This is a genomic window from Amphritea sp. HPY (assembly GCF_050870985.1).
Classification (GTDB): Bacteria; Pseudomonadota; Gammaproteobacteria; order Pseudomonadales; family Balneatricaceae; genus Amphritea.
Window position 1 is genome coordinate 4377107 of record NZ_CP194015.1, and the last position, 26148, is coordinate 4403254.

A 26148-nucleotide genomic window follows, 5' to 3' on the forward strand; every position below is an offset into this window, starting at 1 on the left:
TTAATCTGTGAGCGACTAACAATAGCCGACTGACTACAACAGACCAGGCTCTATAACTTTGCTAAAGGTCGGTAGGGGATCCGGTAGAGAAGGGTGAAGAGAACCGGCACTACGATCAAAGTTAATACCGTGGCAAAGCCCAGGCCAAACATAATGGTTACCGCCATCGATTCGAAGAAGACATCAAACAGCAGTGGAATCATACCCAGAATCGTGGTGATCGCCGCCATGGCTACCGGTCGTACCCGGCTAACCGCCGAGTGAAATACTGCCAGGTAGGGGTCTTTACCCTGAGACAGTTCAAGGTTGATCTGATCAACCAGTACTATCCCGTTTTTGAGCAACATCCCCGACAGGCTGAGCAGGCCCAGCAATGCCATGAAGCTGAACGGAGCGCCCATAACCAACAGGCCGACAGAGACACCGATCAGTGCCAGCGGGACGGTGGCCCAGATCACCAGCGGTGCCCGGATCGAATTAAATAGCAGTACCGTGATGATAAACATCACCAGATAGCCCATAGGCAGGCCGCCAAATAGCGCCGCCTGAGCATCGCTGGAGGACTCATATTCGCCGCCCCACTCCATTTTATATCCCGGAGGCAGAGGGATCGCCTCGATTCCCGGTTTGACCCGCTTAAACAGGCTGGCGGCGGTTTCATTGCCCAATACATCATGATCGGCCATTACCGTAAGGGTGCGTTTGCGGTCCCGGCGCAAGATCAGTGAATCTTCCCAGTCTGTATCGAAGCCATTGGTCACCTGAGTGATCGGCACGTAAGCGTTGGCGGCCTGACTGTAGATCTGCAGTTCAGGCAGGCTGTCGATGGTTAACCGCTCAGACTGTGGTGCCCGCGCCATGATTGGTAGCAATTGAGTTCCTTCCCGATAAAGTCCTACCTGCTGACCTGAGAAAGTAGAGAGCAGCAACTGGTCGAGATCCTGTTTGCTGATACCGACTCTACGACCCATGGCCTCGTTGAACTGGGGACGGATCACCTTGGTTCGCTGGCGCCAGTCGTGGCGAATATTATGGGCACCCGCGTCAGCTTGCAGCACCGCGATGGCCTGACCGGCCAGTTGGCGCAGTTGATCCGGGTCTGGGCCGGTAAAGCGGGCCTCGATCTTGGCATCGGTCGAAGGTCCGATCTCCATCTGTTTGATCTTGAACTCTGCCTGTGGATAGTTATTGGCCATATAGTCACGCAGATCGGCCATCACCGGGTGCAGCGCTGCCCGGTTCTCTACCCGGATAATCAGCTGGCCGAAAGCGGCATAGGATTTTTCCGGGCCATAGGTCAGCATAAATCGCGGTGCGCCACGTCCTGCGGTAGTGGTAATTTGCTCCACCGATTTCTGTTGTAACAGGTAGGCCTGGATCGCTTCGATATCCTTCTGGGTCTCACGGATATCCGACCCCTGGTAACGCCAGTAATCGAGGTAGAATATCGGCGTATTAGAGGGCGGGAAGAACGACTGTTTTACCTGACCAAAGCCGGCTACCGCCGCGACAAAAAGCGCCACCATCAATAGCATGGTCAGGGCGCGGAAGCGCATACAGATATTTAACAGCGCTTTATAGCCGGTGAAGATCGCACCCTTGTAAAGTTCAGCATCATCTTCGTCATCGATGCTGACGTTTGGCTTTTCCTTAAACATCAGGTCGGCAAAAAATGGGGTCAGGGTGATGGCGGTAATCCAGCTCAGCAGCAGGGATATCAACAGCACCCAGAACAGACTACCGGCAAACTCCCCGGTGGCGTCGGAAGATAGGCCGATAGGAGCAAAGGCTGTGACGGCAATCACTGTGGCACCCAGTAATGGCAGATTGGTCTGGCGGGTGATCTCCATTGCAGCCTGCAGCTTGGTCTTACCTTTCTTTATCCCTATCAGGATACCTTCGGTAATCACGATGGCGTTATCCACCAGCATACCCAGGGCGATAATCAGTGCGCCCAGTGATATTCGTTGCAGATCGATGGCAAAGATCTTCATAAATATAAAGCTACCGAACACGGTCAGCATCAGGATCAGACCGATCAGGATGCCGCTCTTCAGCCCCATAAAGATCAGTAATACCGCGATCACGATTGCCACGGCCTGTGTCAGGCTGAGCATGAAACCCTGCATAGAATTATCTACTTCGGCAGGCTGGTTATAAACGTTGGAGACCTCCATGCCGATGGGACGGACATATTCCAGTTCGGCCATACGTTGTTCGAGGGCCAGGCCTATCTCCACAACATTAACCCCTGAGGCGAAGGATATGCCGACTAACAGGGCCTGTTGATTGTTGTAGTTGGTGATGTTTTGCGGCACTTCCGCGTAGGCACGTCTGACCTCGGCAACGTCGCCCAGATAGATCAGTTCGGAGGCTCCTGGGTTAGAGATCAGCAAACCTTCGAGCTCCTCTACCGTTTGAAATTCTCCGGACGGATGCAGCCGGATATATTCGCTACCGATCTTGATGCTGCCTGAATTGGAAACCTGGTTTTGAGTCTGCAACAGCTGGTAGATCCGGTCCGGTGGTATGCCCAGGGCCGACAACTTGTTGCGGGCGATCTCAACCACTACCTGCTCTTGTTGCTCGCCGGCCACGGATACTTTACCGACGCCTTTGATCAGCACCAGTTCACGGCGCAGGTAGTCGACATAATCCTTTAGTTCTTCGTAGGAATAACCCTCGCCGCTGACTGCAAGCAACACACCGTAAACATCACCAAAGTCATCAATCACCTTGGGGCTCATTACCCCGGGAGGTAACCCGGGTGTCAGGTCGTTGACCTTGCGCCTGAGCTCATCCCAGATCTGTTTCAGGTCGTCTTTGCGGTAGGTGCCTTTCATCTCGACGATGATCTGCGACAGGCCGGTGGATGATATTGAGGTAACAAAATCCACATAAGGCAGCTGTTGCAGGGCATTTTCGATCGGGTAGGTTACCTCTTCTTCGACCTGTGCCGGGGAGGCACCGGGATAGCTGGTGGTAACCATTGCCATTTTCAGGGTAAATTCCGGGTCTTCTAAGCGACCCAGGCCGTTGTAGGAAATGATGCCGCCAAGCAGCAGGATCAAAGCAAACATCCAGCTGGTGACAGGGTTCCTGATCGAGTATTCAGTCAGCTTCATTTATAGGCCCTCTTCCCTGTTCCAGGGACGGACCTGCATGCCTTCGGTGAGGAAATGCACCCCGACGGAGACCACCTGATCACCGGGTTTGACGCCGCTCAAAACTTCGATGCCCGGCTGCCTGATTTCACCGACAGAGACTTCTGCGCGGCTTACTTTCATTGTTTGCGGGTCTACCTTCCAGATATAACGGACATTACTCGACAGAGGAGTATCTTCGGCGGCAAATACAGCGCCCACAGGCAGCATAAAGTTGTCACGGCTAAGGTCGGTTACTTTGGACAGATCGATACGAATATTGGCGGACATCCCGGGCAGCACATTAAAAGTTTGTGGCGTAGGCAGGGAAAAGACGACTTTGTAAGTCAGCGTGGATGGATCTGCCTGGGTGTCCCACTCTTTCACTGTGACCAGAAATTCCTGATCCGGATGGGAATCGAAAATTACCGTTGGCTGGTATTTGGTGTCCTTATTAATACGGGAGATAACACTTTCCGGCATCTGAACAGAGATATCCACCTGATCCCGGGTTTGCAGTACCAGTATGGTTTGTTTGGCCTGAATGTTTTCATGCTGCTCCACCATCACTTTGGCGACGCTGCCGGTAAAGGGAGCACGCAGGTAAGTGTACTCGAGATTTGTTTTCGCCACATTGAGGGAAGACAGGGCGACGTTCAGCTCAGCTTTAGCCTCATCATAACCGGACTGGGCTAATAGCTTGCGCTTTAGTAGTTCCTGAGCACGTTCAAACTGGGACTTAGCAAGCGTATAACGGGCCTGACGATCATCCAGGCTGAGTTTAAAATCCTTAGGGTCCAGTCGGGCAAGCAACTGGCCCTCTGTTACCCTGCTTCCTGGTCTGACCGGAAACTCGATGAGTTGTCCACTGACCCTGAAAGCCAGCTTGGAGTCGGCATTAGCTTCGACTTCGGCGGGGAAGTTGCGAAAGGTTTCTGCGGCGGGGTCAGTTACCTGAAAAATCTTGGCCGGTCGTACTACTTGAGAGACCGGTTGGTTATCAGGTGTTTCACTGCAGCCACTTAGGCCAACTGCGCCAAATAGCAGTAATATAGCGGCTGAAAGCAGCTTTTTATTCAAAGGAATATTAGAAAGAACAGGCATATCAAACCTCATATCTGGCTTAAGGTGTATCAAGCCTGGAGAGAGCAGTTATCAGGGGATCGGGCTGAAGACGCGGAACAGGCAGCGACCTTAGGTTTGGCTAGTACCATTAAGATTAGTTTAGCCAGCTATATTCAGCCCGGAACAATTAGACGGTGAAGAATAGGCCTAAGTCTGCTTAAATAATATTCATTAATTATTGCTAACTTATTAAATAATATTTATATGACGCTTGAGCAACTACGCACTCTCTGCCGCATTGTCGAATGTGGCTCCCTGAAGCAGGCAGCCGATAGTCTGCATAAAACTCAGCCGGCGCTGTCCATGGCGATTAAGAAGCTGGAAGCTGAATACGGCTTCGAGATACTTAATCGTCAGAGTTACCGGCTGAGCCTGACCCCTGAGGGGCGGTCGTTTTACCGCAAGGCTCAGGAGCTACTGCTTAATGCCGACCAACTCAGCTCTATGGGGCGACATCTGGGAGCCGGCAATGAACCCCTGGTGCGCTTTGCCTATGATCTGACCTGCCCGCACGGGTTGATCCTGAATGTATTAAAGCAATGCCAGCAGCAGTACCCCAATACCGAACTACATGTGCTTGGAAAGTCCCGTTTCGGCGCTCTGGAGTTGTTGCAGAACGGCCAGGCAGATCTGGCTGTGAGCCCCTGGTGGCCTACATTATACGGCCTGGGAGACTTGGATACTCTGGCTATCAGTCACTTCAGGATTCTGCTGGTGGCCTCGCCAGAACTGTTCCAGCAGGGTGAGGTAAATAGCGCCGATCAACTGAAGCCTCAGGTTCACCTGATGGTAGAAGAGAGCGGCCTGAGTTTTGATACCGAAAACCTGATGTTGATTAAAGGGGTCAGGCAGTGGAAAACCCGGGATGCAAACACCCTTAAGCAGATGTTGTTAGCCGGGCTGGGCTGGGGCTTTATACCCGAGCATATGGTGCAGGATGAGTTGGCCGGGGGAGCTTTGGTCGCACTGCAACCGGAAGATATGGAATATAGTATCGACGGCGAGATCCGACTTATCCGCCGTCAGGAACAAACCTTAGGTCCGGTGGCCAGTATGTTGTGGCAGGGCTTCGCTGCGGCTAACGATGGGTTGCCCGTTTAGTGGGAAAGCCTGAGCTTCGGGTCTTCACTCATATCCAGAGTTATCCCGTTTGATTTATCCAAGAAAGCTGTGGGTAACTCTGTTTATATTATGGGAGTGGCTCCCCGGGAGGCCCCGTAGTGGCTGCTCTGGGGGAATGGGTTAATCGGTGAACGGTAGACGTCGGTTTAGCATAATAACAAGGACTATTACTAAATAGTCCTGTCGCAGAGTAGCGAGAGGACTGACCCTGGCTCCTCGGCTTATCTGGCTTCTGCCTGCGCCCTCAGGTCGAGAATTTTTCCTACCGTGCGATTCCAGTTGGCGGCACATTCAGGGCCGCAACGCTCAGCCCAGCGCGGCAAGATAACATCCATGGCAACTTTGTCACGAATAATAAGGTCGGATTCAGAAGGCTCGACCAAAACCATGTTGCCTGTATCACCAATAGAGCAGGGACCTGCAGACAAACAAGCCAGCGCTATGGCATCTTCAGTGGCTGTTTCCTGCCACATGTTTTCGGTTAGTGCTGAAATTTCATTTTGCAGAAGAGTTTTTTGCTCATCACTCAACAGATTCCACTTGTTCATATTCATTGCACCGAATGCCAGGCCCCAGCCGACACGCAGGGTAAATCCATATTCAGCTACCTTATAAAGTTCTCCGGTATAAGCTGACATAGTGCCGGTAATTACGCAGTCAACGATGCCTTTTTCGAGAGCGTCAGGGACATCATTAAAAGGTACACTCACGGGGGTAGCGCCGACACCTTCGACAAAATCCCCCAGCGTCGTCAGAAAAACTCTTATCCGCTTACCTTTCAGGTCTTCAATATTGCTTATCTGACGATTACACCAGAGCATCTGGCTTGGGAATGGGTATAGCATCATCAATTTTGCATTGTATTTTTCCGCAAAGGCGCGCTCCAACGTTGGGAAGTACGCATCCGCAACTTTTCTCTGCACCCTGATATCCTGTACCAGAGATGACAGGTCTGCACCTTCAAATATTTCACTTTCAGGCACTACATACCCCGGTAGGCCAAAGGCAAAATCAAACACGCCATTTTTTACCAGGCGCATGATTTCATAGCCCTGTAAGCCAAGCTCAGTATGCGGTTTTATTTCACCGATAATTTGTCCTTCGCTGACATCCGCAATATGCCGATTCCAGAAAGGCCCCTCGTGCTTTTGGTAATTGGTGAAATACCCCCAGGTACCTACCGCCTTGATGATGATGGTATCGTTCGCCACTAAGAGGCCGCTCATACCAGAGATCAGCAAACCAAATATGAGTGAAGCTGCGTAGTTCTTTAACGTTTTCATAAACACCGGTTTATCAAGCATTCAGGACAATGTTTCAATAGGATAGCCAGAGTAGTCTTTATTATAGCGCTTGACTATAAACACTTAAGCAACCTGACCATCTCAACCCGTGCCGGTTACTTACAACAACAAGCGTCGGTAGCAAAATACCTGAACCGGTTGCAGTTTCTCTGTTGCTTCATTTCTAATTAGTCTCTCAAATGACTATGATGCAACATAGATTTATCAAGGCATCTTTTTTATGAAAAGTCGTTACCGGTTGGGGATTCGCGGCCGTTTTTTCTTAGCGTTTGGCGCATTGAGCGCGCTTATCTTACTGGCAAGTTTTGTCAGCTGGGTATCGTATAACCGTCTTGGCAACGAGTTAAACAGTGTGGTGGAAGGTAATATCCACACCCTTGGCCTGATAGCTGATCTGAAAGAACGGGGTACAAAAATAACCCTGATGGCGCCTACCTTACTGGCTGCAAAAGATGAACAGAGCCGCCAGAAAATCCGCCAAGACTTAAATTTCAATATCACCATTATGGCTGACCTGCTGCCGCAGATTTCTGCAGTCACCCAGGACCATAATGCCCGGACAATCTTCTTTGAACAGATTGAAGCGTTAAAGGCTACCCTGGCTGAACTCGATAGTAATGTATTCGAGAAGTTTGAAATTCAGCGGCTTAAATCATCCGAAAACCAGCGGCTCAGGTGGGTGGCGTCGAGCTTTTTGAGTGATATTGATACCCTGACAGAGAATGTACAGTTACAACTTTTCAGTCGTTTTAACCAGGACTTCCCGGATTCCTGGGTTGTTATGGATAACTTCGGTAAAGATGGCGTCAGCGAGATAAATGCCGATTTACAGAGGCTGTACCGCATCAAGGCTGATGTAAACCTGCTGATTAACTTAGTGGACCGGGCACAGCATCTGCCTGATCTGAATTCTCTTATCGCGACTCAGATCCATTCCGATGAGATCATTCAGCGTATCAGGCAGGATCTCGAGGCGGTGGGTAATTTACATGGCGTACAGGCATTAAAACAAACCGTGGTGAATATCGTTTTCCTGACCCGTGGGGATAACAATATGTTTACCATCCGGAGTGAGGAGCGGGTGATCCGGGAGACCGGCCAGCAACTGCTGACCCGGATTCGTGAACAGCTCGGTAATTTGAACCAGCTGATTGCAATTCAGACAGATAAAACCGAGGCCGCAGCCCAAAACTCTGCCGATAATGCCCGGGAGACTATTCAAAAAGGCCGTATCTGGATGCTGCTGATGGTGGCCGCGAGTTTGCTGTTTTCTATTCTGATTGTCTGGCTCTATGTGGGCCGCAACATGGTGGCGAGGATTACCAGCCTGGATGCCAGCATGCGCTCGATAGCTAATGGTAATCTTGAACAGCAGGTGCAGGTGAAAGGCGGCGACGAGATTGGCGCAATGGCCCGTTCCCTGATCAGTTTTAGGGATCAGCTGGCGACGTTGCAGGAAGAGTTGGTACAGGCAGGTAAACTGGCAGCTCTTGGTCAGTTGTCGGCGGGTATAGCGCATGAAATTAACCAGCCGCTGTCGGCAATCGGGCACTATTCGCATAATGGCTTGCGCCTGATAAAAGCCGGACGACTGGAGGATACTGAGAAAAATTTAAACCAGATTTCCAATCTGACTAAACGTGCCACCACGATTATTACGCGTCTTAAGTCTTTAGCCCGTAAGCAACAGGACAATCTGATTGTGGTCGATCTGCAGCAGGTAGTGGATAACGTCCTGCTTATGCTCGAAGGCGATGAGGTCAGAAAATTAACCACCATAGAGGTAGTTTTCCAGAATCAGAATAACCTGGTCAATGCTGATCCTGTGCAACTTGAGCAGGTGCTCCTGAACCTGGTTACCAATGCTCTGGATGCTATTGCCGAACGGCCGGAAAAACTGATCAATATTGAGTGCCGGCACAATAACGACAGACTGGAAATTTACGTTCGGGACAATGGTCCCGGGATTAGCAGCGAGTTACGCGAGAATATTTTTGAGCCGTTTTTTACGACTAAACGACGCGGCCAGAGCCTGGGGCTCGGTTTATCTATCTCTTTCAACATAATTAATAATTTTGGTGGCAAGCTGACCGTCGATGATGAATCGGACGGCGGGGCGTCATTCTGTATCCAGCTGCCAGAATACCGGAGAAGCAAGTCATGAATTCAGCCATGAATGATGGCCAGGTAATCGTCATAGATGATGAAGAAATAGTTCGCGAATCAATGGTTCAGACGCTCCAGCTGGAAGGTTATAACGCCATCGCTTTTGAGAACCCCCACACCGCTATAGCAGAGTGCTCCATGGCTTGGCAGGGGGTGATTATCTGCGATGTGCGTATGGATATCATGGACGGTCTTGAGGTCTTGCAGCAGGTACTGGAAATTGATCCGGAGATCCCGGTTATCATGTTCAGTGGCCATTCCGATATAGCCATCGCGATTCAGGCCATACGCATGGGGGCTTACGACTTCCTGGAAAAAACAGATGATCCGCAGCACCATCTCAACACAGTGCAACGAGCCTGGAAAAAGCGTCAGCTGGTACTGGAAAATCGCTGTTTGCGACAGGCCATCGAAGGGCAGCACGAAATTGATAATCGACTGGTTGGCCAGACCGCATCAATCATGCGTCTGCGGGAAACGGTTTTACAACTGGCCCAGGTCGATGTTGATCTGATTATCAATGGTGCAACCGGTACCGGTAAGGAAGTTGTTGCCAAGTGTTTGCATGATTTCAGCCCGCGAGCCAAAAAGCCCTTTGTCGCACTGAACTGTGGAGCGGTGACTGAGTCGGTCATTGAAAGCGAACTGTTTGGTCATGAAGCCGGGGCTTTTACCGGGGCGCATAAAAAACGCATCGGTAAGATTGAATACGCCAGCGGCGGGACCCTGTTTCTGGATGAGATTGAAAGCATGCCGGCTTCGCTTCAGGTGAGGCTGCTACGAGTACTGCAGGAGCGAACTCTGCAACGGCTTGGTGGTAATGCAGATATCGATGTCGATATCCGGGTTGTCGCTGCTTCTAAGGTCAACCTGCGCGATGCTGCAGATCGCGGAACATTTCGCGAAGACCTGTATTATCGGCTGAACGTAGCTAGCATCGATATCCCCTGTCTTGATCAGCGTAAGGAGGACATTCCGGTTTTATTCAGCCACTTTGCTGACCAGGCTAACCAGCGCTTCGGTCGTGAGAGCAGGCCGGTGCCTGAACTGTTGTTACGACAACTGCGTATACAAAGCTGGCCGGGCAATGTGCGGGAGTTACGCAATGCAGCGGAGCGCTGGACATTGGGGTTATCGATTGGAGCAGACGCTGACACTGCGCTGGCAGCGAAAGAAGGTGATTTGGACGAGCTTGTCGCCAGCTATGAGCGGGAGATTATCGTTGCCGCCCTGAAGGCCAACAAAGGTCATGCCGAATTGACCGCCGAGGCGCTGGGTATTCCCCGTAAAAAACTCTATCTGCGGATGAAAAAGCACGGACTTGAACGAAGTGATTTTGTCGCTGATTGAGTTAATACTGACTCAACAGCGCCGATTTGTTCGGGTCAAAACTGACCCGAAAGGCTCGATTTTATTCTATGCTGGTTTTATAACCTATTGATAGACAAGATATTATTTTAATTTCCAGGTCTGGTACAGGGTTTGCAATATTAGATGGTAGCAAATGCCATTGGTATCGCTAACAAACCTTTGATTTGGAGAATAATAATGAAATTTGTAACCAATAGAACCGCAGTCCTGCTTGCGTCCCTGCTTACACTGGGATCAGTCGGTAGCGCTTCAGCAGAGACTCGCTGGGATATGCCAACGCCTTATGGCGATGGTACCCACCAGACTCAGGTGGCGCGTAGTTTTGCTGAAGAAGTAAACGCGAATTCCAATGGCAAACTGAGCATCAATATACATTCAGGTGGCTCACTGATTAAACATCCGGAAATTCACCGGGCGGTAAAAACACGACAAGTGCAGATCGGTGAAGTGTTCATCGGTCGTCTGGGCAACCTGAATCCAATTTTTAAGCTCGATAATATTCCCTTTCTGGCGACCGATTTTGATAGTGCCGAAAAACTCTATCAGGCCTCTAAACCTGAACTCAGGAAAGCCCTCGCCAAAGAGAATCTGATACTGCTTTATGCGTCGCCATGGCCAGCGCAGGATCTGTATTCAAACAAACCCGTTAATAGTCTGGCGGACCTTTCTGGTCTGAAGATGCGTTCTTATAGCCCAACCACCTCTCGTCTTGCCGATTTGATGGGAACAACTCCGGTTAATATTCCTTTCAGTGATGTTGCCCAGGCGTTTACTACCAATGCGATTGAAGCCATGGTCACTTCACCCAGTACCGGTGTAAACGGCCAGAGCTGGGACTACATCTCCCACTTCACAACTATCCATGCCTGGATTCCGAAAAATATGGTATTTGCCAATAAGCGGATTTTCGATCGGCTGGATGAGGCGACTCAGCAGGTTATTCTGACCGCGGCGGAAAATGCCGAGAAAAAAGGTTGGGCTTTAGGTCGTAAGCTTGCTGTTGAACATACCGACACACTGGCCAAAAACGGCATAACAATAGCTGAGCCAAGTGATCAGCTGATATCAGAGATGCAACAGATTGGTCAAACCATGGTTAGCGAATGGTTGAGCGAAGCCGGGGCTTCCGGTGACGCTGTACTAGATACTTTCCAGTCACTCTGATCTTTTAGTTGACTGAGAGGCGCTTGATTGTGCGATTACCACAGTACAGCGCCTCTGCAGACAGTGCATCTATCGCTTATCAAGAACCAGAACCTGAAACTATGCGGCTGTCAGTGCTGTAACACTGTGCCGCTCACGTCGGGTTTCTGATCAAAGCTGTCGGGTAAAATAATATGCAAACCTTCAGACACTACTTCTATTTAGCTTCCGTTGTTTTATCGGGCACTTGCCTGGTTGTAATGACGCTGTTAATTCTGGCGCAGATTCTGGCCAGGACTTTCAACGTGATTATTCCATCTTCGGAAGATTTTGCGGGCTGGCTATTATCCGCCACTATCTTTTTTGGCTTAGCCTATACCTTTAATACCGGAGGTCATATCCGGGTCACTATTCTGCTCACGCGGCTATCTGGCCAGTTCCGGCGTTGGGTGGAGTTTATAAACCTGTGCGCAGGCCTTTTCATTAGTGGCTATATCGCTTTTTACACAATCTATACCGTCTACGAATCATATATATATGAAGATGTGACAGATACCTATCTGGCGATGCCGTTGTGGATTGTTCAATCACCCATGGCGTTGGGATCATTGTTTTTCCTGCTCGCAGTCAGCGATAGTTTTATGGCCGCCCTGAGCAGCAAAACGCCAGGGTTTATCACCCATGAAGACGCCCTGAGCAGCGCGGAGTAAAGCATGGACATCACATTAATAGGCATTATTTTAGTTGTTTGCATGTTGTTAATGCTCACCAGTGGTATCTGGGTAGCATTAACCCTGACAGGCGTTTCGATTATCGGGCTGCAGTTAATTGGTAATGACAGCATCGGCCTGCTACTGGGCACATCATCATGGAGCGCCGTGACCAGCTGGTCGCTGACCGCGTTACCACTGTTTATCTGGATGGGCGAAATACTGTTTCGCACCCGGCTCTCAAGGGATCTGTTTGAAGGGTTATCACCGTTACTATCGAAATTGCCAGGTAAACTGCTGCACGTAAATATTTTGAGCTGCGGCATCTTTGCTGCTGTTTCCGGCTCTTCGGCTGCTACTGCCGCGACCATCGGTCGGATGACGCTGCCGGAGCTATCCCGTCGCGGTTATGACGATTCTATGTCGATAGGCACGCTGGCAGGTTCAGGCACACTGGGCTTGCTGATTCCACCGTCCATTATTCTTATCGTTTACGGCGTTTCTGCAGAAGTATCCATCGCGCGTTTATTTCTGGCGGGGGTGTTGCCAGGCCTGGTGCTGATTTTATTATTTATGGCTTTCACTATGGGCTATACCCTGCTTCAGGGCCGCTCAGGTGTCGTTGCCGACGAGGTGCAGTACAGCTTTAAGGAGAAGATTCAGGCGCTGAAAAAACTGATACCTATAGTGCTTCTGATCGGTTGTGTTCTGGGTTCGATTTATCAGGGCGTAGCGACGCCAACTGAAGCGGCCGCTTTCGGGGTTGCTGGTGCATTACTGCTGTCTGCTGTTCTGGGCAGTTTTACCCTCGAAGGGTTCCTCAACAGTATCGAAGGCGCGGTAAAAAACTCCTGTATGCTGGGTTTGATTCTGGTCGGCGCACACTTTCTGACGTTAGCGATGGGGTTTATCGGGATTCCAAATGCACTTGCCGGGTGGATTTCATCACTGGGATTGTCGCCGATAGAACTGATTCTCTATCTGACCGTGTTTTTTGTTGCCCTGGGTTGTTTTCTGGACGGCATCTCGGTGATTGTATTAACCACCTCAGTGGTGTTGCCAATGGTGACTCAGGCCAATATAGACCTGCTTTGGTTTGGTATCTTTTTAGTTCTTGTGGTTGAGATGTCGCAGATTACTCCACCTGTTGGTTTCAATCTGTTTGTCATACAGGCACTGACCGGAAAAAATATTCTCTATGTTGCAAAAGCTGCTTTGCCTTTCTTCTTTATGATTGCAACGGCCATTGTATTAATCACAGTTTACCCGTCAATCGTGCTGTATTTACCAACAATTATGTCGTCGTAACCCGATTCATTAACAGTGAACTGAGTATCTTTATGTCGACATTTTATGGTTCTTGCCTGCGACCTCTTTTTCTCAGCTAAGCCACTTAGCCTGAGTTATATCGAATATGGAATTGCACCATACAAGGACGTTCAATTTATCGGCTCTGTAGTTAATCTGACAGAGCTGAAATCAGCCCGACCTATTACCCAAGTTGGATTTGAAAATGATATCCCCGAACAAAAATAATAATAGATCACAGACAGAAATTCAGAACAGGGAAGAGAGTTCTGTCTCATCTCCGGTGATCGGTTGCTGGTTCACTGAAGACCCGTTAAACCAATCACAAGTCAGCTTTTGCGTTGCCGGTAAAGATTCTCTGCTGGCACTGTCTGAATTGCTTCCAATTCTGGAAAACATGGGTGTTACTGTTATTTCGGCCAGCAGTTCTGAGGCTATGAACATTGAAAACGCCTCTGAAACAATTGCGGATGCAAGCTGGAGCATTGTGTTTAAGCTGCAGAGTGAACTCTGTGATCTGGCCGGCAGTCGTTCTCTGCAATTGAACTTTCAGCAGCTGTTTATGGCGGTTATCCGTGGTGAAGTTGAGAATGACGGGTTTAATCGTTTAATAGCGATCGCGGACGTTAGCATTGCGGAGTTAGTATTATTACGCGCGGTTTCTAAATACCTGTTACAGATAAATGTGCCATTCAGTCAGGCCTATATGGAACAGGTACTGACCCGGCATAGCGATATCGCGGTCCTGTTAATCAGACTATTCTGCATCAAGTTTGAGCCTCAGGCTGGCGGCCCGGCTGCGCAACGAACAACTGTCATTGAGCCGCAGCAACAGTCGATTCTGGCTTGTCTGGACCAGGTCACAAAACGGGACGAAGATCGTATTCTGCGCAGCTATTTTTCAGTCTTTAATGCCATGCTGCGGACCAATTTTTATCAGTTATTGAGTACCGGTAACAGCCGCAGGGGGCTGAGCTTCAAACTGCGGGCTAAGCAGATTGAAGGCATGCCACTGCCGGCACCGGAATTTGAAACTTTCGTTTACAGCCCGAGAGTCGAAGGGGTGCACTTGCGGGGCGGAAAAGTTTCCCGGGGTGGCATCAGGTGGTCTGATCGGAGAGAAGATTTCCGCACCGAAATTCTTGGCCTGGTCAAAGCCCAGATGGTTAAAAATGCGGTGATTGTCCCTGTCGGAGCTAAAGGTGGCTTTGTCGTGAAGAACGACGATTCCAGTCGCGGAGTAACAGACAACATGGTTGCCTGTTACTCTGAGTTTATCAGTGCGTTGCTGGATATCACTGACAATCTGAAAGGCGGTGAAGTTACGCCTCCTGCTGATGTGATTCGCTACGACGACGATGATCCTTATCTTGTGGTTGCCGCCGATAAGGGCACCGCTACACTCTCGGACGTGGCCAACGGAATAGCCGAAAGCTATAACTTCTGGTTGGGGGATGCCTTTGCTTCAGGTGGTGCCAACGGCTACGACCATAAAAAAATGGGCATTACCGCACGAGGTGCCTGGCAATCGACCCGCCGTTTATTTAAAGAGACCGGGATTGATAGCCAGGCGCAGGAATTTACCACTATTGCCATCGGTGATATGTCGGGTGATGTGTTTGGTAACGGAATGCTCCTGTCACAACATATCCGGCTGGTGGCTGCATTTAATCATCAGCATATATTTATTGATCCGAATCCCGGTGCAAAAGCCAGCTATCTGGAACGTAAGCGGTTGTTTGAATTACCGCGATCCAGCTGGCTGGATTATTCAGCAGCGCTGATCTCAACCGGTGGTGGTGTATTTTCCCGCAACGCCAAGCGCATCACACTGACTGACGAGATCAGATCGCTGTGTAATATCGGCCCTGAGCACAAGGCGATCAGCCCTGACCTGCTGATCCGCTATCTGCTAAGTGCGCCAGCAGACCTGTTATGGAATGGCGGTATAGGGACCTATATTAAATCCGCTACGGAGAGTAATCAGGAGGTCGGAGACCGGGCCAATGATGCAGTGCGAATCGATGCTACTGAAGTGAAATTCAGGGTAATTGTAGAAGGTGGGAACCTTGGCCTGACGCAGTTGGCACGGATAGAGTTTGCTAATAATGGTGGCCGGGTCAATACCGATGCGATCGATAATTCCGGCGGCGTTGATTGTTCCGACCACGAAGTAAACATCAAGATTCTGTTGCAGCAATTGCTGGATGAAAATGTGATTAATCCGGCACAGCGCAATCAGTTACTCGATAGCATGACTGACGATGTTGCGGAGTTGGTGCTGCGTAATAACTATCAGCAAAGCAAGATGCTGAGTCAGTCGAACCATACCTCTCTTCTGTTCATCGATAAGCATGCACAGCTAATTCAACTGCTTGAAAAAGAGCAATTATTAAATCGTCAGCTGGAGTGCCTGCCAGACGATGCCAGCATTGAGGAACGGATAAAATCAAAGCAGGGTCTGACACGGCCGGAGATCGCCGTACTGCTGGCTTATAGTAAGACGCACCTGTTCAATAAGCTGGTTAACTCGAACATAATTGAAGACGAGCTGATCAGGGATGAGCTGTTTAATTATTTCCCACCGGTTATTCGTCAGCGCTACCCTGAATATATCCGAAACCATCCTCTGGGCAAGGAGATCCTGGCCGCGCAGATTACTAATCAGGTAGCGAATCGTATGGGGGCTACTTTCTGCAATAACCTGTTGGAAGAGAATAAGACTGATACAGCGCGGTGGGTTAAGTCTCATATTGCCGCCCGAAAAATATTCGGCACAGCAGAGCTGGCCCGGGAAATTGAAGCATTAGGCTTTGCCGTTTCTAACAGCCTGCAGATGGAACTCTATCTCAAACTGCACTTCCCTATGGAGAAAGCCGCGCGCTGGCTGCTGAAACATGCTGATGATGAGTTTAAGACCCGAAAGATTGTCGATCATTATACCGGTTGGGTGGACTACGTCAGATGCAATTTATTGCAGCTGCTCAGTGAAGAGGAAGTGAAGGCTTATCAACACGAAGTTCAGAATCTCGTTTTGCAAGGTATTCCAGCGGGAATTGCCGAGGCGCTGTCTGCGCTGGATTATCTTTACCATGCGTTGGACATAGCTATTATTGCGAACGTTAACCACCTGGAAATGGAACAGGTCGTATCCTCATATTTCAGACTCAATGGTGAACTCGACCTGTTTTGGTTGCGTCGCAACCTCAATGCTATTCCGGTTTATGACAAGTGGTACCGAAAAGCCAAGGATGTCATGTCAGAAAATATGGATCATGCGGTTCGGAATCGGGTACAGCGTTTGTTAAAACAATCCGCTAACAATGAGCCTGATTCGTTGCCAGTCAGTTGTCTGCATTACTCAGAATTGCTCAATGAGATAAAGTCGCAACCGAATCCGAATCTGGCAACGGTTACTGTTGCGATTGAGCAGATTAATACGCTGATGTAACAGCTCATCTACCGGTCTTTTTATAGCTGTCCAGGCTATTGCCGCGTCAAGCAGAGTGCTGCTTGTCTCTCTTTGCCCCTCACTTGAGGGGCTTTTTTTAATATCAATGTTTAACAGGCTCCGGGCTGTATCTTCGATTTGAGTCCTGCCTTGCTTTGCGACTTATAAAGTTGAATCTTGTTTGCGCTGATCAGAAAGCAGGCGATGAACCCCTAGTCACGCCTGCTCAGTTAGGATGGAGTTCATACTCACCTTGCGAACAGGGTTATCCACAGGATTTGGGGGTAATTCAAAATAAGCTTCAAGCCCCGGTTGGGTTATTGGCAATGATCAGGGTTTCAGCATAAGAACATTATCAATGTCTGACGCCTGGTGTCGTTCAGGAAGGGCTTCCCAGGGTTCTCCCCAGGTCCTGTTTACAATACGTCCACGTTGTACAGCAGGGCGTTGCCATATTTCTTCAGCCCAGCGCTGAACATTTGTGTAACTCTGCACGTCAAGGAACTCGCCAGCATCGTAGAGAACGCCGCGCACTAAGTTTCCGTACCATGGCCAGATAGCCATATCTGCAATACTGTACTGTTCACCGGCTATAAATTTTTTAGTTGCCAGCTGTTGATCCAGCAGGTCGAGCTGGCGCTTCACCTCCATGGAAAAGCGGTTGATCGGGTACTCAAGCTTTTCGGGTGCGTAGCTATAGAAATGGCCAAAGCCGCCGCCTAAATATGGTGCCGAGCCTTGCAACCAAAACAACCAGTTCATAACTTCAGTACGCTCTGCTAATTGCTGGGGTAAAAAATGGCCAAACTTCTCGGCTAAATACAGCAAGATCGAACCCGATTCGAAAACCCGCACTGGCTTTTCATCTGAACGATCAATTAAAGCTGGAATCTTAGAGTTTGGATTAATACCCACAAAGCCCGAGGAGAATTGATCACTTTCTCCAATTTCAATCAGATGTGCGTCGTACTCTGCCCCCGTTTCGCCTAAAGCCAGCAGCTCTTCAAGCATGATAGTGACTTTCTGGCCATTGGGTGTACCCAAAGAGTAGAGCTGTAGTGGGTGCTTACCTTCGGGCAGTGTTGCTTCATGTGTCGCGCCAGCTGTTGGCCGGTTCAGTTTTGACCAGGTACCGCCACTCTCACTATCAAAGATCCAGACTTTTGGTATCGCATATTCGTTCATCATCGCCTCTTTAGCTTTATGCTCTGGAGTATCTGTTTATTGTAGTCCGGCTGATTGGGCAGAATACAGATTCTTAAATCACGATATTTATTTCGCTGGAAGCTGCGTGTTCAGTTCAATCAGGCTACGCTAACTTCAGCGAATGCCATTATATATTGTTCAGGTTATCCACGAATGCTGTGGGTAACTCTGTTTATATGATGAGTGTGGATACTGTTGGGCCACTGTTGAGGCCACTTCAGGGACAGGGGTTAATTGATAACCTGCTTTGCATATTGAGCTTTTTGATATTCGTAATGCGCAGGTGCAGCAAATTTTATTTGTATTTTTTATCGCTGATCAGGCATCTGGATAGTGAAGTTTTTTACTGTTTTAGCGATAGCTGATTCTACTTCTGACTTTTTCAGCGTCCAGATTATATTCGGCTAGGCTTTTTAGGGTTTTCCCTTATAACTATCTAAATAGAAAGAGTTAAATGTAAAAACACAGTGTTTTAAGTCTAAAAAGATTATTCGCTTCTAGGTGGTTTTTTGCAGAAGATATACCTGCCATATTGAATATTAGTGATTAATATTTCTGCATATTTTTCGTTTACCTGTAGCTGAAAGTAAGTTAAAACTATTCCCCCCGTCTTATCCGGGCGGGTCTATATTAAAAACAATACATCCCCACAAGGGATCTATGACTATCCACTGAGGGATTCTTTCTACCCAGAGAATCCATAAAAACAATGAAGAGGAAGTTATGACAACGGATACTAAGAACCGGGCGGTTCACTCGCTCAGCTTTATCCGTGGTGATGAGCTCCAGATACCGACTTACAAAGTCTTGAAACAGGATGGTACTCCTTACAAGGGAGCAAAACTGCCTGATCTGGATCAGCACACCGCACTCCGAATTTATAAAGCCATGGTCCGCACCCGGGTGCTGGATGAACGCATGTTGGCAGCCCAAAGACAGGGACGCCTGAGTTTCTATATGCAGTCCACGGGCGAAGAAGCCACTACAGTCGGCTTCGCAGCAGCGCTGGATGATGAAGATATGATCATGGCGCAGTACCGTGAGCAGGGCGCTCTGGTCTACCGTGGTTTTACCCTTGAAGAGTTTATGAATCAGCTGTTCAGTAATGAACGGGACTACGGCAAGGGCCGTCAGATGCCGATTCATTACGGCTCCAGCAAGCTGCATTACATGACTATCTCATCTCCTTTGGCGACCCAGATTCCCCAGGCGACCGGTTACGCCTATGGCCAGAAAATGGCGGGTGAGGGTAAGTGTACTGTTACCGTATTTGGTGAGGGTGCCGCTTCCGAAGGGGACTTCCATGCCGCCCTTAACATGGCATCGGTGCTGAAAGTGCCTGTCATTTTTCTTTGTCGTAACAATGGTTACGCTATTTCCACACCTTCCAGCGAGCAGTTTGCTGCTGATGGTATCGCGCCACGGGCGTTAGGTTACGGTATGCACACCATCCGTGTTGATGGTAACGATATCCTCGCTGTCTATGCTGCAACGCTGGAAGCGCGGCGTATTGCTGTTGAAGAGAACGAGCCGGTACTGATCGAAGCGATGAGCTATCGTCTGGCGGCGCACTCGTCATCTGATGACCCTTCAGGCTATCGCAGTAAGAAAGAAGAAGAAAACTGGGCCAGCAAAGACCCTCTGTCACGTATGAAGCAGTGGTTACTGCTGCAACAGTGGTGGAGTGAGGACGAGGACAAGACTTTATACGATATCGAACGTCGTGATGTTCTGGCAATGCTGAAAGAGTGCGAAAAGCACCCCATTCCAAAACTCGAAGAGATGATTACCGATGTTTACGATGTTCCGCCACCACTGCTGAAAGAGCAGCTGGAGCATCTCAAAGATCATATACGGAAGTATCCGGAAGCGTATCCGAAGACCTCAGGGAGATTAGATAATGACTAAGATGAATCTTCTGCAGGCGGTTAACAATGCGCTGGATATTGCGATGGCGGAAAACCCTAAGGTTATCTGCTTTGGCGAGGATGTTGGCGGCTTTGGCGGTGTGTTCCGGGCGACCAGTCATCTACAGGAAAAATATGGTCGGGATCGCTGCTTTAATACTCCCTTAGTTGAGCAGGGCATCATCGGTTTTGCCAACGGTCTGGCTTCTCAGGGGTCTGTTCCGGTGGCTGAAATCCAGTTTGCCGATTATATCTTCCCGGCCTTCGACCAGATTGTGAATGAGGCGGCCAAGTTCCGTTATCGTTCAGGCAATTTGTTTGATGTGGGTGGCCTGACCATTCGTACCCCATACGGCGGCGGTATTGCCGGCGGTCATTATCATTCACAGTCGCCAGAAGCCTATTTTGCGCAGACTCCGGGACTAAAGGTTGTTGTTCCCCGTAATCCCCACCAGGCCAAAGGATTGTTGCTGGCGGCTATCCGTGACCCAAATCCGGTGATTTTTTTCGAACCGAAACGTATCTACAGAGCGTCTGTGGGCGAGGTGCCGGAAGACGATTACCAGCTGCCACTAGGCAGCGCTGAGGTTGTCAAAGAGGGCAGTGATATTACGTTGCTTGCCTGGGGCGCACAGATGGAATATCTGGAGATGGCCGACCAGTTGGCCGAGAAGGATGGTATCTCCTGTGAGCTGATTGACCTGCGTACCATCGTGCCCTGGGACATTGACACTGTTGTGGCCTCAGTGAAAAAGACCGGTCGCTTACTGATCACCCATGAAGCGCCGTATACCGGCGGCTTCGGCGGAGAAATCTCTGCCGCCATCCAGGAACGCTGTTTCCTCCACCTCGAGTCGCCGATTGTTCGGGTGGCCGGATTGGATACGCCTTATCCGCTTGCGCTGGAGAAGGAGTACATTGCCGATCATCTGAAAATTTATGAAGCGATCAAACAGAGCGTCAATTTCTAGGGGGGATGTGAGTATGTTAAAAGATTTTATCCTGCCGGATATCGGTGAAGGAATCGTTGAGTGTGAAGTCGTTGAGTGGCTGATTAAAGAGGGTGATCTGATAGAGGAAGATCAGCCGGTTGTTGATGTTATGACCGATAAAGCGCTGGTGCAGATACCTGCGCCTTATGCGGGCCGGGTCAGCAAGCTTTATTATCAGCAGGGCGATAGCGCTAAAGTACATGAACGACTGTTTGAGATAGAACTGAATGGCGTTGAATCAGCGTCAGACGTGGTTTCTGCTCCCGAGCCTGCTGTAGAACCTGTTGCAGCACAGAAGCCTGAGGCTACGGTTAGCCACAGAGAAGACTTTATCCTTCCGGATATCGGCGAAGGTATAGTCGAGTGCGAAGTGGTTGAATGGCTGATCAAAGAGGGCGACCACATCGAAGAAGACCAGCCCGTGGTTGATGTTATGACGGACAAAGCTGTAGTGCAGATTCCTGCGCCTACAGCCGGAACGGTCATTAAGCTTTATCATCCGCAAGGGGATATTGCCAAAGTACATCAGCCGTTGTTTGCGATCGTGCCTGATGATCAGAATTCTGCAGTTGCTACTGCTCATGTTGCTGAATCTAAGCCTGAGCCAGCTATTGCACCGGTCGCTACGGAAAATCGTCCGGCATCGGCACAAGCCTCTCCGGCGTCTTCTGTATCAACCCGGGGTAAAGCCCTGGCCGGTCCAGCTGTGCGTCGTGTATGCCGTGAATTTGGTCTGGATATTCAGGTTATCCCTGGCAGCGGCAAAGACGGACGGGTGATGAAGGAAGATGTCATTGCCTATCGTGTTGGTCTGGCAAGTGCAGCTGATAGCCCGCAAGCTCCAATCGTGACGACTTCTGTACCTGCTCCGGTAGTTGAATCTGGAGAGATCCGGATTGAGCCGATCCGGGGTATCAAAGCCGCGATGGCGAAGCAGATGACACTGGCGACCAGTACTATTCCACACTTCACCTTTGGTGACGAGGTCAATGTAACTGCCCTGCTGGCACTGCGTAAACAGCTGAAGCCTAAAGCTGAAAAGCTGGGCGTGCGTCTGACTCTGATGCCATTCATTATGAAAGCGATGGCGATGGCGGTGCAGCAGTATCCGGTACTGAACAGCCGGGTGAATGCAGATTGTACCGAGATCCATTATCTGCCGGACTGCAATATCGGTATGGCGGTGGATTCTAAGATCGGTTTGCTGGTACCCAACATCAAGCGTGTCGATAAGCTGAGCATTCTTGAAATTGCCGCTGAAGTACAGCGCCTGACAGAAGCGGCCCGTGAAGGGCGGGTAGCTCAACAGGATCTGCAGGGCGGCACCATCAGTATCTCCAATATCGGAGCGCTGGGCGGCACTTATGCGGTACCGGTGGTTAACGCCCCGGAAGTAGCAATTGTCGCGCTGGGTAAAATGCAGCAACTGCCGCGCTTTGATGAGGCAGGTCAGGTTGAAGCCCGCAGCATTATGAATATCAGCTGGTCTGGTGATCATCGGGTGATTGATGGCGGTACTATTGCCCGTTTCAGCGGACTTTGGCAGTCCTATCTTGAAGATCCGGCCTCTATGCTGCTGGATCTGAGCTGATCCGGCTCGCTAAGGAGACCTGAACCGGGATAAGCTTGGCAAGGGAGTTGTTCGCAACTTCTCTTAAGCCCGGTTCAGGAACCTGATGATTACAATGGATTATCCTAACTTACAGCAGTTTTATATCCCTGAAGAGCAGTCTATCTATCTGCTCAGCCATGACGACGCCAAGAAACTGAAAGACTGGGTCAATCTCTGTCAGGAACAGCTGGAGCAGCTGGGCTACACCGACATTTCAATGATCGGTAAAGGGGCTTTTGGTTTTGTCTTTGGTGGCACTAACTCTGCCGGTCGCCGGCTGGTGTTCAAATTCTCCCGGATAACCCTGCCGCAACATGTGCAGGACCGTCTCGAAGAGGAGGCATTTATACTTGGCGAAGTACAGCATGGGTTAGTTCCGCAACTGATTGAATTTCAGCGTATCCGGCGTCAGGCCATTCTGGTGATGGAGCGGGCGACAGGGATGGATCTGGAACAGTTCTCCCTGCAACAGGGGCGACTGTCGCCACGTCTGGTGGTGCATATTGCCGCTCAGATGGTGGAAATTCTGCAGGGCCTGAGAGCTTCAGCCATCGCTTCCGGCAGACCCCTGGTGCACGGAGATATTAAACCATCCAATATCGTCATCGATCCGGACAACGAAAGCATCGCGCTGATCGACTGGGGCTCATCGGTGTTCGCCCAGGTGGATCAGAACCAGCAGTATGTTTCCAATAATGTCATGGAGCTGATGTCCGGCGATCTGCAAAACACTAATGCCCGTCTGGGAGATGTCTATTTTATCGGTGAAGAGCAGCTCAACGGAGCGCTTTCGTCGCCCCGTTTTGATGAGCAGGGTCTGGCGGGTACGCTCTATGCACTGGCCTCCGGGCAATCCTGTCGCTTTGGTTATCATGCTATTCCGCCGACCTCTCTGGGCTTACCTTTGGAGTTCGCCCGGGTGTTGGAACACCTGTTGGATGAAGACCCTGAAATCCGGGCTAAAGCCGGAGATTATCTGCTGCAAAATATGGCATCGATCGCACGCACGGTAATGGTTGATCTTGATGAACCGCCGGAACCTCATCTGATCCCGGTCTGGTCTCATACTGAGACCCGGGATATTGATACGGTCGCTTATACCTCCCGCAAAGCCTTCCTGAAGGAAGAGGGGGTAGAAGAGGCGATACAGGAGATGGATGAAGTGCAGTTTGATCGTTACTACAAGAACTTTCTGCAGGGCATGGGAGAAACAGAAAAGGCGTTTCTGGCCAGTATCAGCCGGTTAGCAAAGTATCCGGTGGTGGGTGGCATTGCCGTGCGCTGGGAACCTGACGGGGTGTACATTGATTCATGCCTGAACCTGCATGATGACCGCCTTAAGGATTCCTTCATCAGCTCGGTCAATAACATGGTTAACCTGGCCAGAGCTATTTATCGGCACGGGGTATTCAAAAGTTGCCTGTTCAACGCCAAAGACACCCTGCATATTGAAAGAGATAATCCTGAGATCCCTTTTCAGCCAGAAGAAGGTATGCAGATACCGTATGAAATATCGGCGGCACCCGAGCTGGAAGATCAAAGCCGGATGCACTCTTACTTTGAAGACGGTAAAGACCCGGAAGAATTTCTTGAGCTACCGCAAACAATTATCAGCGATCTGGAGCTGCTGAATCAGATACACCATACCGGCTTGATCATCTTCGAAAGCCTGCCCACGCACCTGAAAATCCATAGCTATTACCGTCTGCTGGATCCCTCAAGGGAGCAGGAGTTTGCTGATTGCCTGGCGCGGATACTGGCAGCTGTGCCTCAAATCTCGGGACAGGGGATCTCTGGTTACATGAAAATGCCCTATCGAGACACACGCTTCTTCAGCCACATCGATCGCCTGCCAGAAAAGTATTATCCAAAAAATCCTAAGCAGGTTCTGCTGGAGCGTCAGTCCGTAGAGCAAAACCTGACGATTTAATAAAGTCGGTAGGTTATGCTCCCAGTTCCATCATCTTTACAGGAATAGCCAGTTGAAGAAGTTCGAGTTGAATCTGGATGCGCTTATCGTCGTTATACTGCTGTTTGTTGTGTCGCTGGGTATGAATTTTATTCAGTACCGAGTCTATTCAGAGACGGCCAGAGAGAACGTTAAACTGCAAATTCAGGGCCAGCTGGACCAGTTGAACCTGAGCTCAATGCAGGCCTATATCGATAAGGTGAGTGCAGAGAAGGGTAGTTAGAATAACTCTCAGGCACAGAAAAGCCCTGCTTCTTTGTTAAAGAGTAACGAGGCTTAGTTGGTGTCTTAAGTGGTGCCCGGACGCCTGCAGTTGTAACTAGCCGAAACTCGGGCACGAGGTTTTTTAATTTTTATTGGTAAGATGTAGTTCATTATAACTCAACCACTTACGGCTGTTGCCCTCGTTCAAATACGCTGCAGAAGCGTGTAAAGTATCCTGAAACAGCAATATGTTGTCACAGATGTGTCACCGTATGAGCTCATTAGAAAAGTGAAGAAAGGACAATTCTGCTGATGGATCAACAGAAAGGAATTCTCAAGGCTTGGAAAGATGACAAGGGCTTTGGTTTCATTAAACCTGAAAACGGTGGCAGAGACGTATTTGTCCATATTCAGGACTTTGGCAACATACCAAGAAAACCTCGAATAGGGGACTTAATTCAATATCAGCCAATGAAAAACAATGAAGGTCGTTTAAGAGCTGGTGATGTCCATATTGTTGGTGTCACTCGCAGGCCTGGCGTTCGAAGTGTTCGGCGAAGAAAGAAGCTACCTAAGAAAAAAGCTAAGTCTAATCCCCTCTTTATAGTCTTATCTATCTGTATTCTTTGTGCAGTTAGCTTTGTTGGATTCGAATTCTTCCAGAATGAAGCTAATTCTCTATCCTCAGCCTCGTTACAAAATGATCATAGAGATCAACTTATCCAAGATGCGTTTCATAATCATATAAGTGATTTGCAAGTATCTGGTTCAGGCATCGTGATTCGTGTTTTACCTGATGATCTGGACGGTAGTCGACACCAGAGGTTTATATTGAAGCTTTCTAATGGCCAAACTTTACTTGTAGCTCATAATATTAATTTAGCGCCGAGAATTAGCTCTTTAAGTAAAGGTGATATGGTTGAGTTTTATGGTGAATATGAATGGAACAGCAAAGGTGGCGTTCTACATTGGACTCACCATGACCCAAACGGAAGTCATGAAGATGGATGGATAAAGCACGAAGGCCAGATTTTCAAATAAAAAATTGTTGGATAAGTGGGGTCAGATGAAACTTATTGCTCAATAAAAAACCTGCTTCTTTAAGGTAAAGAGTTACAAGGCTTAAACGTAGCTCTGCCCTGAGGCCTGAATTTATAGTTAGTCGAATCGGCAGGCTCAAGCTAGTTAGCTTATTCTAGCAACTAGCTAGCCGCGCAGCGGCGATCTAGCCACTTTTCCAGAGAGGTCTTAAAGAACTTCTATTCTCCAGATACTACAAAGCCTCACTACGAGAGCGAGGCTTTTGAAATTGGTGCCCGGAGGCCTGAATTTATAGTCAGTCGAATCGGCAGGTAGCTTATTCTAGCAACTAGCTAGCCGCGCAGCGGCGATCTAGCTACTTTTCCAGAGAGGTC

At 49.4% G+C, this 26148-nt stretch carries 17 protein-coding genes; 13 read left to right on the forward strand and 4 right to left on the reverse strand.

Annotation, left to right across the window (positions count from 1 at the left end):
* Positions 1-50 precede the first annotated feature (50 nt).
* Together ACQUQM_RS19425 and ACQUQM_RS19430 are read right to left on the reverse strand one after the other, a co-directional pair.
* Complete coding sequence (locus ACQUQM_RS19425; protein ID WP_432471526.1) at positions 51-3125, reverse strand: efflux RND transporter permease subunit; 3075 nt, start codon at positions 3123-3125, stop codon at positions 51-53.
* A complete protein-coding gene (locus ACQUQM_RS19430; protein WP_432471527.1) occupies positions 3126-4247 on the reverse strand; it encodes an efflux RND transporter periplasmic adaptor subunit in 1122 nt (373 codons plus the stop codon).
* A 225-nt stretch (positions 4248-4472) separates the two neighbouring features.
* Here ACQUQM_RS19430 and ACQUQM_RS19435 point away from each other — a divergent pair, with 225 nt between their 5' ends.
* Positions 4473-5369, forward strand: coding sequence for a LysR family transcriptional regulator (locus ACQUQM_RS19435; protein ID WP_432471528.1), 897 nt, complete (start codon positions 4473-4475; stop codon positions 5367-5369).
* Positions 5370-5611: 242 nt separating this feature from the next.
* On the opposite strand, the gene ACQUQM_RS19440 is transcribed toward ACQUQM_RS19435, so the two are convergent.
* Positions 5612-6673, reverse strand: coding sequence for a TRAP transporter substrate-binding protein (locus ACQUQM_RS19440; RefSeq protein WP_432471529.1), 1062 nt, complete (start codon positions 6671-6673; stop codon positions 5612-5614).
* Positions 6674-6914: 241 nt separating this feature from the next.
* On the opposite strand from ACQUQM_RS19440, the gene ACQUQM_RS19445 reads away from it, so the two are divergent.
* The 6 genes from ACQUQM_RS19445 to ACQUQM_RS19470 all read left to right on the forward strand — a co-directional run bounded on the left by ACQUQM_RS19445 (position 6915) and on the right by ACQUQM_RS19470 (position 16843).
* Positions 6915-8858 carry an ATP-binding protein gene (locus ACQUQM_RS19445; protein WP_432471530.1) on the forward strand — a complete coding sequence of 648 codons (1944 nt, stop codon included), beginning with the start codon at positions 6915-6917 and terminating at the stop codon, positions 8856-8858.
* Positions 8855-10210 carry a sigma-54-dependent transcriptional regulator gene (locus ACQUQM_RS19450; RefSeq protein WP_432471531.1) on the forward strand — a complete coding sequence of 452 codons (1356 nt, stop codon included), beginning with the start codon at positions 8855-8857 and terminating at the stop codon, positions 10208-10210. The genes ACQUQM_RS19445 and ACQUQM_RS19450 overlap by 4 nt, the downstream gene beginning before the upstream one ends.
* A gap of 198 nt (positions 10211-10408) precedes the next feature.
* Positions 10409-11395 (forward strand): TRAP transporter substrate-binding protein, encoded by a 987-nt coding sequence (locus tag ACQUQM_RS19455; RefSeq protein ID WP_432471532.1) that lies wholly within the window; start codon positions 10409-10411, stop codon positions 11393-11395.
* Positions 11396-11634: 239 nt separating this feature from the next.
* Positions 11635-12084, forward strand: a complete 450-nt coding sequence (locus ACQUQM_RS19460; protein WP_432471533.1) for a TRAP transporter small permease — start codon at positions 11635-11637, stop codon at positions 12082-12084.
* A gap of 3 nt (positions 12085-12087) precedes the next feature.
* On the forward strand, positions 12088-13392 hold the full coding sequence (locus tag ACQUQM_RS19465) for a TRAP transporter large permease (RefSeq protein WP_432471534.1): 1305 nt from the start codon (positions 12088-12090) through the stop codon (positions 13390-13392).
* A 205-nt stretch (positions 13393-13597) separates the two neighbouring features.
* Positions 13598-16843, forward strand: coding sequence for an NAD-glutamate dehydrogenase domain-containing protein (locus ACQUQM_RS19470; protein ID WP_432471535.1), 3246 nt, complete (start codon positions 13598-13600; stop codon positions 16841-16843).
* Between the two features lie 330 nt (positions 16844-17173).
* Here the strand turns inward: ACQUQM_RS19470 and yghU are convergent, their stop codons facing one another.
* Positions 17174-18028, reverse strand: coding sequence for a glutathione-dependent disulfide-bond oxidoreductase (gene yghU / locus ACQUQM_RS19475; RefSeq protein WP_432474851.1), 855 nt, complete (start codon positions 18026-18028; stop codon positions 17174-17176).
* Between the two features lie 744 nt (positions 18029-18772).
* Between yghU and ACQUQM_RS19480 the strand changes: the two genes are divergently transcribed.
* The 6 genes from ACQUQM_RS19480 to ACQUQM_RS19505 all read left to right on the forward strand — a co-directional run bounded on the left by ACQUQM_RS19480 (position 18773) and on the right by ACQUQM_RS19505 (position 25774).
* Positions 18773-19957 (forward strand): thiamine pyrophosphate-dependent dehydrogenase E1 component subunit alpha, encoded by a 1185-nt coding sequence (locus ACQUQM_RS19480; protein ID WP_432471536.1) that lies wholly within the window; start codon positions 18773-18775, stop codon positions 19955-19957.
* On the forward strand, positions 19950-20927 hold the full coding sequence (locus ACQUQM_RS19485) for an alpha-ketoacid dehydrogenase subunit beta (RefSeq protein WP_432471537.1): 978 nt from the start codon (positions 19950-19952) through the stop codon (positions 20925-20927). Before ACQUQM_RS19480 ends, ACQUQM_RS19485 begins: the two co-directional genes overlap by 8 nt.
* A 13-nt stretch (positions 20928-20940) precedes the next feature.
* Entirely contained in the window at positions 20941-22539 is a 1599-nt protein-coding gene (locus ACQUQM_RS19490; RefSeq protein WP_432471538.1) for a dihydrolipoyllysine-residue acetyltransferase, read from the forward strand.
* Between the two features lie 94 nt (positions 22540-22633).
* Positions 22634-24490, forward strand: coding sequence for a protein kinase domain-containing protein (locus tag ACQUQM_RS19495; protein ID WP_432474852.1), 1857 nt, complete (start codon positions 22634-22636; stop codon positions 24488-24490).
* Positions 24491-24542: 52 nt separating this feature from the next.
* The gene (locus ACQUQM_RS19500) at positions 24543-24752 is read left to right on the forward strand and encodes a hypothetical protein (RefSeq protein WP_432471539.1); all 210 of its coding nucleotides are present in this window, start codon (positions 24543-24545) and stop codon (positions 24750-24752) included.
* Between the two features lie 293 nt (positions 24753-25045).
* Positions 25046-25774, forward strand: coding sequence for a DUF3465 domain-containing protein (locus tag ACQUQM_RS19505; RefSeq protein WP_432471540.1), 729 nt, complete (start codon positions 25046-25048; stop codon positions 25772-25774).
* Positions 25775-26148 lie beyond the last annotated feature (374 nt).